The sequence below is a fragment of the Streptomyces sp. NPDC032198 genome (assembly GCF_040636975.1).
GTDB lineage: Bacteria > Actinomycetota > Actinomycetes > Streptomycetales > Streptomycetaceae > Streptomyces.
On sequence record NZ_JBEZVL010000012.1, the window covers coordinates 130,963 to 143,288 of the forward strand.

Consider the following 12,326-nt stretch of genomic DNA (forward strand, 5'->3'; position numbering starts at 1 on the left):
GGACGAGCGGAAGCCGGGAGCGGGCGGTCAGCCCGCCGCGACGGGCTCCCGGCCGGACAGCTCCGAGACCACGAAGTCGACGATCTTGTCCATGGTGTTGTAGTTCTCCAGGCGGAACCCGGCCTCCCGCGTGGGCAGGCCGTACCGCTTGGAGGCGCGGGCGAGCAGCTCGACCTGCTTCACCGAGTCGACGCCCAGCTCGGCCTCCAGCTGCACGCCGTCCTCGAAGACCTCCTCGGGGTACTCCAGGGCCTCCGCGTACAGGGTCCGCAGCTCGGCGTGGATCTCGGCGCGGTCCGGGGCGTCGGCGGCCGGAGTGGAGGCGGCCGGAGTGGAGGCGGCAGGAGCGGAAGCGGCAGGTGCGGCGGCGGGCGCCGGTGTCTGCACGGCCTTCTTCGGGGTGAAGGCGCCGATGTCGTCGGCGATGCGGCGGAGCACCTCGTCGCCGTGCTCGGCCCAGTACGCCTCGAAGACGTCGGCGGGCACGGTGGGGGCGAGCAGTTCGGCGAGGCCGGGGGCCTCGACCTCACCGGCGAGGCCCGCGTCGCGCAGGATCCGCAGGGTGGCGTCCAGCGCGAGGCCGCCGTCGCCGTCGATCGCGAGGGACGGCAGGGCGCGGATGTCCGAGCCCTTGGTCAGCCGGGCGACGAGCTTGGTCAGCGCGGCACGGCCGCCCGCCTCCACGAATGTGGTGACACCGGCGGCCTGGAGGTGGCGCACCGCGGCGGCGAACCGCACGGGGGTGACGAAGTGCTCGGCGAGGCGGTCGGCCAGGGCGTCGTCGGGCTCGTAGTAGCGCTGGAGGATCGGCGAGTACACCAGGCGCTGCAGCGGGTGCTGGTCCAGCTTGCCGACGTACGCGGCGAATTCGGGGACGGCGGGGGCGAGTGCCGGGGTGTGGAAGGGGAAGGGGGTGTCGATCTCGATGGCGCCGATGCCGAGCTGTCCGGCGATGGCGATGACCCGGTCGAGGACCTCGCCGGGACCGCTCACCACGGTCTGCTCGTCGTGGTTCTCGGTGGCGACGGCCAGCAGCGGGTCGTCGAGCAGGTCAAGGAGGCGGCGGGCGCGGTCGGCGCCGGCCGACAGCGCCACCATGCGGCCCTCGATGCCCTTCTGCCGCTGGATGACCGCCACGCGCTGGGCGACGATCCGCACGCCGTCCTCGACGGAGAACGCTCCGGCGGCGACCAGTGCGGTGATCTCGCCGAGGCTGTGCCCGGCGAGGACGTCCGGGCGTACGCCCTGGGCGTCCAGGATCTCGTACGAGGCCAGACCGGCGGCGTAGATGGCCACCTGGGAGGCCCATGCGTCGTCGTCGAGGAGCCCGCGCAGTTCGGCGCTGTGGTCCCCGAGGACCAGGTCGGTTATTCGGCGCGAGAACAGGTTCATGGTCTCTGCATCAATGCGCTCGAAGATGCGCTTGACCTGCGGGTACTTCTGCGCGGCGCGGCGCAGGGCTTCGCCGTCGAAGCCGCCTTGGCCAGGGAAGAGGAAGGTGGTGCGCAGGTCCGCCGAGGTGTGGACGGTCATGGTCGTGCCTCCAGGCTGGTAGTGCGGTATCGGGATGAGTACGTGAGATGTGTGAGGTACGTCAGGTGTGTGCGTGCCGCGGGGTGCGCGCGCGAGGCGGTGGCTCAGGCGGCCAGGTACTGGCCCATGGGCCCGAGGTTCTTCGCCACGAGCCGGTCGGCGGTGCGGGTCGCGCCGGGGATGTGCCGGGGCGTCCCACGGGCCAGCCAGCGCACCATGCGCAGCTTCCAGCCCGGCGCGGCGCCGGGCTCCAGGTGGTCGAGCAGGGCGTGGATGCTGTCCGGTGAGTAGAACTCCGCCGGGTGGACCATCGTGGCGAACATGCCGACCATCGCGCGGCCGTGCGTGGGGCTGCGGTGCATGGCCTGGATGAACGCCAGTTCCTCCCGCGAGTGGTTCGCGATCGTCGCGTGGTCGCGGGTGTAGCGGTAGTGGCCGGTGACCAGGGCGTCGCGGTCACGGGCGTAGCCGGCGAGGGCGGACGACAGCGATTCGCTGCCGCCCAGGCCCGATCCGATGGCGGCGGCGAGGAGTTCGGCGCCGCGCAGTCCGTCGGTGATCCCGGCGGCGGTGATCGGGTCACGGGTGTAACCGGCGTCTCCGGCGAGGGCCCAGCCGGGGCCGTGCGAGAGGCGCAGGAAGTTGGGCACGGACCCGGTCATCCAGCGGTCGACCCGCTTGGTCTCGCGCAGCAGCTGGGCCCGCTCGGGGTCCACCTCCTCGAACGCGGAGATGACCGTGTGGTCGCGCTCCTCGTCGCTGGTGGCCTTGAAGTCGGCCACCGGCAGGGCCACTCCCACGATGGTGAGCCCGTCGTGGGTCGGCCAGGTGAACGCGTGCTTGCCGTTCTGGCGGTAGGTGCGGACCCGGCCGTCGTGCGGCAGGCCCTCCCAGTAGGACCAGTGGCTCTTGTTGAGGACCGGGTGCGCGTCGTACTTCGGCGCGTCCAGGAGCCGGGCCAGGGTCGAGTTGGAGCCGTCGGCGCCGACGACGACGCGGGCGTGTTCGACGACGGGGGTACGGTCCGCCGTCTCTCCGCGGACACCGGTGACCGTGCCGTCGTCGTCGGTGATCAGCTCACGGACGGACACGCCCGCGCGCAGTTCGGCCCCGGACTTGACCGCGGCGTCCAGCAGGATCTGGTCGAGCTTGCTGCGCTCCGGCGAGTACGCCTCGTCCACCCCGTCCTCGGCGGGCAGCCTGGCCATCAGCTCCACCGGGCCGCTGCGCAGCCCGTACTCGGTGATGGGCGGGCAGCCGGTGGCCTTCAACTCGTCGAGCAGGCCCCACCGTTTGAGGCGCAGGATGCCCGGCGGGTGGACCAGGTTGGTCGCGGCCGCCTTGCCGCCGGGGAACACGGCCCGGTCCAGGAGGAGCACCTTGTGGCCGGCCCGGGAGAGCAGCATGGCCGTGGAGGCGCCGCTGATCCGTGCGCCGACAATGATTGCGTCGTACATCTCGACTCCTGCCACTGGCTGGTCGTCTGCGGGCGATTGCGTGCGGGGGTGTCCGGGACCGTCAGTGCCGCGAGGGCTCAAGACGCTCCGAGGGCTCGGCGCCGCTGATGTCAGGGCGCTCCTCTTCCTGCCACGCGGCGCCGTTCTCCTTGGAGCGGCGCGGTGCGACGAGGATGGCGACGCAGCCGAGGGCCGCGATTCCGGCGCCGATCCAGGTGGCGGGGACCAGGCCGTCCACGAAGTCCTGCGGCGAGGCGTATCCGCCCTGCGCGGTGAACACCGACGTCAGCACGGCAACGCCGAGCACACCGCCGAGCTCACGGAAGGTGTTGTTGGCGCCGGAGGCGATGCCCTGGTCGCGCGGGGCGACGATGTTCATGGCCATCTCGGCGACGGGGGCGAAGAACAGTCCGAGCCCGATGCCGCCGAGCACGAGGCCGGGGACCTGGTCGGCGTACGCGGTGTGCACCTCGGTCACCAGGGCGAGCCAGCCGAGGCCGACGGCCTCGAAGAGCAGACCCGCTGCGACCACGAGACGGTTGCCGAACCGGGCGGAGAGCAGCGCGGTGAGCGGGGCGACGAGGACCGGCATCGCGGTCCACGGAAGCATCCGCACACCCGCTTCGAGCGGCGAGAAGCCCTGGATGTTCTGCATGAACTGGGTCAGCAGGAACACCAGGCCGAACATGGCGGCGAACATCAGCAGGCTGGCCGAGTTGACCGCGCTGAACGACCGGTTGCGGAACAGCCGCATCGGCAGCATCGGATGGCGGGCGCGCAGCTCCCACAGGACGAAGGCCGCGAGGATCACCGCTCCGGCGATCAGGTAGATCAGCACATGGCTGTCGGCCCAGCCGTACTCGGTGGTCCGTACGAGGGCGAACACCACGCCGAACATGCCGAGGCACACCAGGATCGTGCCCACCGGGTCGAGCGTGCTCTCCGGGTGCTTGCTCTCGGCGAGCTTCCACAGGCTGAGGGCCAGGACCAGCACGCCGATCGGCACGTTGACCCAGAAGATCCACTCCCAGGAGATCTTCTCGACGACGGCGCCGCCGATGAGCGGTCCGAGCGCGACGGCGAGTCCGCTCAGCGCGCCCCAGACGCCCAGGGCGAGCGCGCGTCGGCGGGCCGGCACGGCGACCGTCAGGAGGGTCAGGGTCAGCGGCATGACGATGGCGGCGCCGAAGCCCTGCACGGCGCGGGCGATGATCAGCTGCTGGGAGGTGTCGGAGAGCGCGCACGCCGCCGATGCCGCGGTGAAGACGACGAGGCCCACCACGAACATCCGGCGGCGGCCGAAGCGGTCACCGGCCGCCGCACCGGCCATCAGGAAGACCGCGAAGGACAGGGTGTAGGCGTTCACCGTCCATTCGAGGTCCTGGAGGCTCGTGTCGAGGGACTCCTGGATGGCGGGGAGGGCGGTGATGACGACCAGGTTGTCGAGCGCCGCCATGAAGACGGCGAGGCCGGTGACGATCAGGGTCCACACGGAATGACCGCGTGAACTGGACCGACTGGGCATGGGGAACCTTCCGGAAGGTGGGTGGCGGGTGGGGGGAAGGGCAACCGGCTAGGCCGCCGGCCGTGCGTCCATCCCGTCGAGCTCGTCGAGGGCCTCGCGCCACAGCGCCGCCAGCCGGTGGGCACCCGGCAGCCTGCGGTCGTACAGGAAGCTCACCTGCACCCGTGAGCCGCAGGACAGCAGCGTCACGGACAGGGCGTTGCCCGGCAGCAGCACACCGAGCGGGATGACGTCCACCACCGGGTCCTCGCGGAAGGAAAGGCAGGCGGGGAGCGTGTAGTTGGAGGCGTAGAGCGGTGAGGCGCGGGGGCTGAGCAGGCGCTTGACCGTCCAGCGGATCAGGGACGCGGGCAGCAGCGCGATCAGGGCCCTGCTGGCGGGCCGCAGACCGTTGGAGCGCATCCGCTGGGTGCTGGCGACGACTTGCGCGAACGCCTCGGCGGGCGGCACCTTGCGGCCGGGCAGGGTGACGACGGCCGTGGTGAGGTGGTTGCCGACGGCGTCCTCCTCGCCCGTGTACCGGGTGCTCAGCGGCATGCGGACGGGCACGGGTGACGCCCGGAACACCGAGCGCACGTCGCGGCGGCCGTCGCCGGTCGCGCTCCAGGCGGACAGGGCACCCCACAGGGCCATGAGGAAGGCGTCATTGACTGTGCCGCCGAATCCCCGGCCAAGTTCGCTCAGTTCACGCCGGGTCGCGCTCGTGCTGCACACGGCCAGGTTCTCCGCGGAGGGGCACTGCGCCTTGGGCCAGAGCTTGCCGGGCGCGAGCCCTCGCAGCACTCCGGCGCCCACGCTGAGCGCGCCGTGCAGCAGCTCGACGGGACCGGAGGTGAACAGCGGTCCGGTGCGCCGCCCGTCGCGCTCACCGCCCCGGGAGGTCCGGCCCGGGATCGGGGTGCCGAACAGGACGGCGGCGACGTGGGCCGCGCCCATCCCGTCCTCCAGGGCGTGGTGGACGCGGTAGCAGACGGCGTACTCGTCGTCGGCGTAACCGTGCACGAGGTGGATCGTCCACAGGGGGCCGCTCTCGCACAGCGGCCGGCCCGCCAGGGCGCTGAGCACCTCGTCCAGCGAGGTGCCGGCCGGGAGCTTCAGTTCCTGCACGTGGTCGCGCAGGTCGAAGCCGGAGCAGGGGGCACGGAACGCACCGCGCCGTCCGGTCACCGCGCGGTGGGTGAGCCGGGGCAGGCCGGGCAGCCGCTTCGCCAGGTGGTCGTGGAGCTGGTCCAGCGAGGGCGCCGTCCCGCGGAAGCGCAGGAACTGCCCCTGGAGCAGACCTAGTTCCCGGTCCATGGCGAGGAAGACCTCGTCGATCGGGTTGAGTGGATGTTTCACTATCCGCTCCCAGTCGATTGTGTGGGGGAAACCGGCGTCGGTACGGCGGGGCCGCCTTGGGGGCGGCTCATGCCGTGCCCCGGGGGCGGCCCGCGGGGCCGGGCCGGTGACCGCCGCCGGAGCGCCACGATCCGGCGGGCCGGGTACGGCCGTCGCCGCCCGCCCAGCGCGCGTGCGCCGGGCCCGGCACCGTCTGCGGCGCTGCCGCGTCCGCCCGCTGGGCCATCGCCCGCAGGACGGCGGTGACGGCGGCCAGTTCGACGTCGTCGGGGCGTCCGCGCAGCACCGTGAGCGCGGTGTCCGCCGGGGCCGTCACGCGGGCGGGTTGCCGTGCTTGCGCGACGGCAGGTCGACGTCCTTGCTGCGCAGGACACGCAGCGCCTCGATGAGCGAGGAGCGGGTCTGCGCCGGATCGATGACATCGTCGATGAGTCCGCGCTCGGCGGCGTAATAGGGGTGCATCAGCTCCGTCTTGTACTCCTTGACCAGCTGGGCCCGGGTCGCCTCCGGGTCGTCCGCGGCGGCGATCTCCCGGCGGAAGACGACGTTCGCAGCTCCCTCCGCGCCCATCACCGCGATCTCGTTCGTCGGCCAGGCGTACGTCAGGTCGGCGCCGATGGACTGGGAGTCCATGACGATGTAAGCCCCGCCGTAGGCCTTGCGCAGCACCAGGGAGATGCGCGGCACGGTGGCGTTGCAGTAGGCGTAGAGCAGCTTCGCGCCGTGCCGGATGATGCCGTTGTGCTCCTGGTCCACGCCGGGCAGGAACCCGGGTACGTCGACGAGGGTGACCAGGGGGATGTTGAAGGCGTCGCAGGTGGTGATGAACCGGGCGGCCTTCTCCGAGGCGTGGATGTCCAGGGCGCCCGCCAGTTGGGACGGCTGGTTGGCGATCACGCCGACGGTCCGCCCGTCCATCCGGGCCAGCGCGCAGATGATGTTGCCCGCCCAGCCCGCGTGCGTCTCCAGGAGTTCGCCGTCGTCGACGATCTCCTGGATCACCGTGCGCATGTCATACGGCCGGTTGCCCTCGGCGGGGACGAGGTCGGCGAGCCCGTCGGTCGTGCGCTCGGCCGGGTCATCGGATTCGAGGACCGGCGGCATCTCCCGGTTGTTGGAGGGCAGCAGCGAGAGGAGGTAGCGCACTTCCTCCAGGCACTCGGCCTCGTCGTCGTAGACGAACGCGGCGACGCCGGAGACCGTGCCGTGGACGTCGGCGCCGCCCAGGCCGTTCTGGGTGATCTTCTCGCCCGTCACCGCCTGGACCACGTCGGGTCCGGTGATGAACATCTGGGAGGTCTCACGGACCATGAAGACGAAGTCGGTGAGGGCCGGCGAGTACGCCGCGCCGCCCGCGCACGGGCCGAGCATCACTGATATCTGCGGGATGACGCCCGATGCCCTGGTGTTGCGCTGGAAGATGCCGCCGTACCCGGCGAGCGCGGAGACGCCTTCCTGGATGCGGGCGCCGGCACCGTCGTTGAGCGACACCAGCGGGGCACCGGCCTTCACGGCCATGTCCATGATCTTGTGGATCTTCGTGGCGTGGGCCTCACCGAGGGAGCCGCCGAAGATGCGGAAGTCGTGGGCATAGGCGAAGACCGTGCGGCCGTGGACGGTGCCCCAGCCGGTGACCACACCGTCGGTGTGGGGCCTGCGGTCCTCCAGCCCGAAGCCGGTGGCGCGGTGTCTGCGCAGCTGCTCGACCTCGGTGAACGAACCCTCGTCGAAGAGGAGTTCCAGGCGTTCACGGGCGGTCAGCTTGCCGCGGGCGTGCTGCGCTTCGGTGGCGCGTGCGCCGGGCCCCTCTTCGGCGGACCGGCGGATGGCGTGCAGGGCACCGATGCTGTCCCGCATGCCGGGCGGGCCGGGCTCGGGCGGATGCGCCGTACGGTGCTGCGTCGGGCTCCCGGCGAGAGCCGCGGGCTTGGCCGGCATGGGCGTGTCCTTTCTCCGTCACCGCGAAAATGGAAGGGGAAAGCAGCGGGTCCGCCGCAGTGCGGGCCTGCTGGATGTGCTTTCCGGGAAGTCCTGGAGAAAGACCGGGCCCGTGACCTCGCGTCTCCCTTTCCAGAAATAAAACTATCTGGCGTTCCTTCGGCAGGGAACTGCACTTTGGTACAGGCGGCGGTCGGAGTGGGCGACAAGGCCTGCCTGTAACCTGGATTCAACACCCAATTTACTGAGCACCTGCGCCACATGAAACTTGACCGTGCGTTCGGCGATGTCGAGCCGCCGCGAGATACTGCGGTTGGAATAGCCCTCACCGAGCAGTTCGAACACTTCCCGCTCCCGTACGGAGAGCAGCGGCACCCGGGCCAACTCGGCTTCCCATGATGTGTGTTGAAGACCACTCCGGCCGACGGAACCGCTGGCGGCCGCGTCCTGCACGGTGCAGCTCACCCGCTCTTTCCCCGTCCCGTCCTTCGGTGTGTGCGAACGGGCAACCACAGCGCGGACCAAGGCAACTCCCCCATGACAGCGAATCCGGAGCTTCAGAACTCCGGCTTTCCTGCCTACGAGTATTGGCCACTCGCACCTGGGTTTGTCAAGAAACGCCAATGCTCTCCCGCAGGACGAGAATCCGGGCGGCGCCAATCCCGGCACGTGAGAAACGACAGTCGTTTCTCACGTGCCGAGAAGCGCACATTGTGTGAAGGCCGAGCGCCTCAGCATGCCATCTGGAGGCAGTATTATGACAGCGACATTAAATCGCGATTTCGGCTTCGGTTCCGCGGAACTCACGCCTGCGGAAGTGAAGTCCCGTCAGAAAGAGCTGGCGGTCTCCGCCGACCAGGCGCCGGGCCCACCGGTCTCGGTGAACGCGTCGGCGGCCTCCTTCATGGCCCACAGCGCACTGGCCGACCACTGCGGCATGGCGTGCTGGGGCTTGAGCACCGAGACGGAGCCCATGATCAGCCCGTCCCAGCGGACGGGCGCCGCAAGGCCGTTCCAGCCCGCGGCACACTCCTCCGAGTCGACGGCCACCCCTTGCTCGCGCACCGCCTTGAGGGAGGTGAGCAGGGCACCTTGGTCCCGGAACGCCCCGGGGCCCGCCTCCACGGGAGGCGGTTCCGCGAGCACGCCCTCCTGGATGACCTCCGGCAGGTGGGCGAGGATCGCCCGCCCGCAGGCCCCTGTACGCAGCGACTGGAAGACCAGCAGGAGCGCGCGCCTGCTGATGCCGAGCTCCGCCAGGTCGGAGTCGCCGACGGCCATGTCCAGGCACTGTTTCCTGGCCCCGCCGAACGGGGCGAGACCGAAGAGGAAAACGAGTCCCCCGTCGGTGGCCTTGCGCAGGTCCTCGAGCACCTCGTGCGCCACATCGGTGTTGGGCGCGTGCGTGAGGGCCTTCAGGCCGAGCCGCGCGGCGCCGGGGCCGAGCCGGTAGAGGCCGCGCCCCTCTCGTACGAATATCCCGTCATGGATGCCGGACTGCAGAATGCGATGGACCGTCGAGTCGTCGAGGCCGGTCGTCTCGGCCAGCTCCCCGGGACCGTGCACCTGCCCCTCGAGCTCGGTGAAGGCACTCTGGACCCGGAAGACCCGGACGGCGTGATTGCTTCCCTGATTACCGTTCTTGACCATGTTCCCCGTTCCCCTGTTGGGCGCCCTCGCCGGCGCCAACCGCCCGTGCCTGACAAAACGACACGGACCCCTACGACCCTAGCGTCGCCTGCCCGGTATGCCGACTGTGTGATCATGAACATTGCGACACACGGGGTGGGACGTTTACGGGTGGGGAGCAAAAGCCCAACGGAGCGCTGCCCGGACGCAGTTGGAGGGGCTCATCCAAGGTCGGGAAGTGGCCATAATCACTACCGCCCGCGCCGGGCCACGGTCACCCCTTCAGGATTCCCGGAGCACCTTCGCGAGCACGCCGTCGCCCGACAGCCCGATGCGGCCGGCCCGCACCCCGTCCCCCACGGTCAGCGCGCCCCGGCTCACCTCCACGCAGGTCTCCGAGTCCAGCACCAGACGGACGTCGGGCTCCGCGAGTGAGGGCCCGTCACCGCAGGACTCCGCCCCGTCCCCGACCCGCAGGTGGAACTCACCCTCGTCCAGGCGCACTTCCACCACTCCTTCGGCGCCGAGGCCCGCCAGGGCGCGCAACAGGGGCAGCGCGAACCAGTGGGCACGGACCGCGTCCGTCGGAGCCCGCTCCTGGAGGGCGGGCGCACCCCAGGTGGCCAGCGCCTGGAGCACCGGCAGCAAGGCACGTCCCCGCTCGGTCAGTTCATAGACGTACGCGGCCGAGGGCGGGGCAAGGCGGCGGCGCGTCGTCAGGCCCTCGCGCTCCATGTCCTTGAGCCGCGACGCCAGGACGTCCGTGCTCACGCCCGGCAGGTCGGCGTGCAGGTCGGTGTAGCGGCGCGGCCCGACCAGGAGCTCACGGACGATCAACAGGGTCCAGCGGTCACCGACGGCGTCGAGGGCGCGGGCGGCGGCGCAGTACTGGTCATAGCTTCGGCGGGACCTGGCGGCAGGTGGCATGCGACCCATGCGGCACAGTCTATGCAAGTTGTTGGACTTTCCAAGCTCCCGCTTGGTAAAACCAAGTAACTCACGTCACGGGAGGCACAGCGCATGGAGTTCCGGCAGTCCAGCAAGCTCAGCGAGGTCTGTTACGAGATCCGGGGCCCGGTCATCGAGCACGCCAACGCCCTGGAGGAGGCGGGCCACAGCGTCCTGCGCCTGAACACCGGAAACCCCGCGCTCTTCGGCTTCGAGGCGCCCGAGGAGATCGTCCAGGACATGATCCGGATGCTCCCCCAGGCACACGGCTACACGGACTCGCGCGGCATCCTCTCGGCCCGCCGCGCCGTCGCCCAGCGCTACCAGGCGCTCGGCCTCGACGAGGTCTCCGTGGACGACGTCTTCCTGGGCAACGGCGTCTCCGAGCTGGTCACCATGGCCGTCCAGGCGCTCCTGGAGGACGGCGACGAGGTCCTCATCCCCGCACCGGACTTCCCGCTGTGGACCGCCGTGACGACCCTCTCCGGGGGCAGGGCCGTCCACTACACGTGCGACGAGTCCGCGGACTGGTACCCGGACCTGGACGACATGGCGTCGAAGATCACCGACCGCACGAAGGCCGTCGTGATCATCAACCCGAACAACCCGACGGGCGCGGTGTATCCGAAGGAGATCCTGGAGGGCATCCTCGACCTCGCCCGCCGCCACGGCCTGATGGTCTTCGCCGACGAGATCTACGACCAGATCCTGTACGACGACGCCGTCCACCACAGCGTCGCGGCCCTCGCCCCCGACCTCGTCGTCCTGACCTTCTGCGGGCTCTCCAAGACGTACCGCGTGGCGGGCTTCCGCTCGGGCTGGCTGGTCGTCACGGGCCCGCGGCAACACGCGAAGAGCTACCTGGAGGGGCTGACCATGCTCGCCTCCATGCGGCTGTGCCCGAACGCCCCCGCTCAGTACGCCATCCAGGCCGCGCTCGGCGGCCGCCAGTCCATCCGCGAGCTCACCGCTCCGGGCGGCAGGCTGTACGAGCAGCGCGACATGGCGTGGCGGAAGCTGAACGAGATCCCCGGCGTCTCCTGCGTGAAGCCCAAGGGTGCCCTCTACGCCTTCGCGCGCCTGGACCCCAAGGTGCACGCCATCCACGACGACGAGAAGTTCGTCCTGGACCTGCTCCTCCAGGAGAAGATCCAGGTCGTCCAGGGCACGGGCTTCAACTGGCCGCGCCCCGATCACTTCCGCATCCTGACGCTCCCTTACGCTGACGACCTCGACGCGGCGATCAGCCGCATCGGCCGCTTCCTCAGCGGCTACCGCCAGTAAGGCCGCCAGTAGGAACGCATGACGACGGGGGTCGCGTGTCTCTCTGCTCCACCTGCCAGGTCCCTTCACTCACCCAGTTCGCCTCGCCCGACCTCGTCGAGCGGATCGTGTACGGCGGCCACGACCGGGCCGCCGACCCGGCCTGGGCCGAATCGGGCGCCTCCACTCTCGACGACTACGCCCGCTGGTGCGGCCATCTGTGCGGGCTGACGTGCCTGCGGATGGCGCTCGGCCCGTCCGCGCCCCCGCTCTTCGAGCTGCGGGACGGCGCGCTGAAGTACGGCGGGTACACGGAGGATGCCGACGGCACGATCCGCGGGCTGATCTACGCCCCGTTCGCGGAGTACGTGCGGGAGGTGCACGGCGTCAACGCCACGGTGCACCGGCACCTCACGGTGGACGAGATCACCGGCCTGCTCGACGAGGGCCGCTCGGTCATGGTCTCGGTGCACTACGAGATCCGCCGCCCGCACCGGCCCTCGCCCGGCCGGGGCGGCCATCTGGTGCTGGTCACGGGACGCTCCGCGGACGGCGGTCTGCACCTGCACAACCCGTCCGGGGTCGACGCGGGGACGCGGATGGCGGACCTGTCGCTTTCGGCCTTCGAACCGTTCTTCGCCGGACGCGGGGTGTCCTTGCCCTGACAGAGGGTCATCCGTGCTGCCAGGATGGCG

At 70.6% G+C, this 12,326-nt stretch carries 11 protein-coding genes; 2 read left to right on the forward strand and 9 right to left on the reverse strand.

What is annotated here, in order from left to right; translation table 11 throughout:
- Positions 1-27 precede the first annotated feature (27 nt).
- The 9 genes from AB0E78_RS29835 to AB0E78_RS29875 form a co-directional block, all read right to left on the reverse strand.
- Positions 28-1,533: an acyltransferase domain-containing protein gene (locus AB0E78_RS29835; RefSeq protein WP_361838777.1), complete on the reverse strand. Its 1,506-nt coding sequence runs from the start codon at positions 1,531-1,533 to the stop codon at positions 28-30.
- A 104-nt stretch (positions 1,534-1,637) separates the two neighbouring features.
- A complete protein-coding gene (locus tag AB0E78_RS29840) occupies positions 1,638-2,990 on the reverse strand; it encodes an NAD(P)/FAD-dependent oxidoreductase (RefSeq protein WP_361838780.1) in 1,353 nt (450 codons plus the stop codon).
- A 61-nt stretch (positions 2,991-3,051) separates the two neighbouring features.
- Positions 3,052-4,515, reverse strand: coding sequence for an MFS transporter (locus AB0E78_RS29845; RefSeq protein ID WP_361838781.1), 1,464 nt, complete (start codon positions 4,513-4,515; stop codon positions 3,052-3,054).
- Positions 4,516-4,563: 48 nt separating this feature from the next.
- Positions 4,564-5,853, reverse strand: coding sequence for a wax ester/triacylglycerol synthase domain-containing protein (locus AB0E78_RS29850; protein WP_361838784.1), 1,290 nt, complete (start codon positions 5,851-5,853; stop codon positions 4,564-4,566).
- Between the two features lie 67 nt (positions 5,854-5,920).
- Complete coding sequence (locus tag AB0E78_RS29855; RefSeq protein WP_361838786.1) at positions 5,921-6,169, reverse strand: acyl-CoA carboxylase epsilon subunit; 249 nt, start codon at positions 6,167-6,169, stop codon at positions 5,921-5,923.
- Positions 6,166-7,710 carry an acyl-CoA carboxylase subunit beta gene (locus AB0E78_RS29860; protein ID WP_361839188.1) on the reverse strand — a complete coding sequence of 515 codons (1,545 nt, stop codon included), beginning with the start codon at positions 7,708-7,710 and terminating at the stop codon, positions 6,166-6,168. The genes AB0E78_RS29855 and AB0E78_RS29860 overlap by 4 nt, the downstream gene beginning before the upstream one ends.
- 225 nt (positions 7,711-7,935) lie before the next feature.
- Positions 7,936-8,256 carry a helix-turn-helix transcriptional regulator gene (locus AB0E78_RS29865; protein ID WP_361838789.1) on the reverse strand — a complete coding sequence of 107 codons (321 nt, stop codon included), beginning with the start codon at positions 8,254-8,256 and terminating at the stop codon, positions 7,936-7,938.
- 363 nt (positions 8,257-8,619) lie between these two features.
- Positions 8,620-9,441: an IclR family transcriptional regulator C-terminal domain-containing protein gene (locus AB0E78_RS29870; RefSeq protein WP_361838792.1), complete on the reverse strand. Its 822-nt coding sequence runs from the start codon at positions 9,439-9,441 to the stop codon at positions 8,620-8,622.
- A gap of 261 nt (positions 9,442-9,702) precedes the next feature.
- Positions 9,703-10,347, reverse strand: a complete 645-nt coding sequence (locus tag AB0E78_RS29875) for a helix-turn-helix domain-containing protein (RefSeq protein WP_361839191.1) — start codon at positions 10,345-10,347, stop codon at positions 9,703-9,705.
- A gap of 93 nt (positions 10,348-10,440) precedes the next feature.
- Between AB0E78_RS29875 and AB0E78_RS29880 the strand changes: the two genes are divergently transcribed.
- Together AB0E78_RS29880 and AB0E78_RS29885 are read left to right on the forward strand one after the other, a co-directional pair.
- Positions 10,441-11,652 carry a pyridoxal phosphate-dependent aminotransferase gene (locus AB0E78_RS29880; protein ID WP_361838794.1) on the forward strand — a complete coding sequence of 404 codons (1,212 nt, stop codon included), beginning with the start codon at positions 10,441-10,443 and terminating at the stop codon, positions 11,650-11,652.
- 35 nt (positions 11,653-11,687) lie between these two features.
- Positions 11,688-12,296, forward strand: a complete 609-nt coding sequence (locus AB0E78_RS29885) for a peptidase (protein WP_361838797.1) — start codon at positions 11,688-11,690, stop codon at positions 12,294-12,296.
- Positions 12,297-12,326 lie beyond the last annotated feature (30 nt).

Excerpts from the sequence above, each read along its gene's own strand:
- AB0E78_RS29835 (WP_361838777.1), bottom strand. The coding sequence starts at position 1,533 with ATGACCGTCCACACCTCGGCGGACCTGCGCACCACCTTCCTCTTCCCT.
- AB0E78_RS29840 (WP_361838780.1), bottom strand. The coding sequence starts at position 2,990 with ATGTACGACGCAATCATTGTCGGCGCACGGATCAGCGGCGCCTCCACG.
- AB0E78_RS29845 (WP_361838781.1), bottom strand. The coding sequence starts at position 4,515 with ATGCCCAGTCGGTCCAGTTCACGCGGTCATTCCGTGTGGACCCTGATC.
- AB0E78_RS29860 (WP_361839188.1), bottom strand. The coding sequence starts at position 7,710 with ATGCGGGACAGCATCGGTGCCCTGCACGCCATCCGCCGGTCCGCCGAA.
- AB0E78_RS29870 (WP_361838792.1), bottom strand. The coding sequence starts at position 9,441 with ATGGTCAAGAACGGTAATCAGGGAAGCAATCACGCCGTCCGGGTCTTC.
- AB0E78_RS29875 (WP_361839191.1), bottom strand. The coding sequence starts at position 10,347 with ATGCCACCTGCCGCCAGGTCCCGCCGAAGCTATGACCAGTACTGCGCC.
- AB0E78_RS29880 (WP_361838794.1), top strand. The coding sequence starts at position 10,441 with ATGGAGTTCCGGCAGTCCAGCAAGCTCAGCGAGGTCTGTTACGAGATC.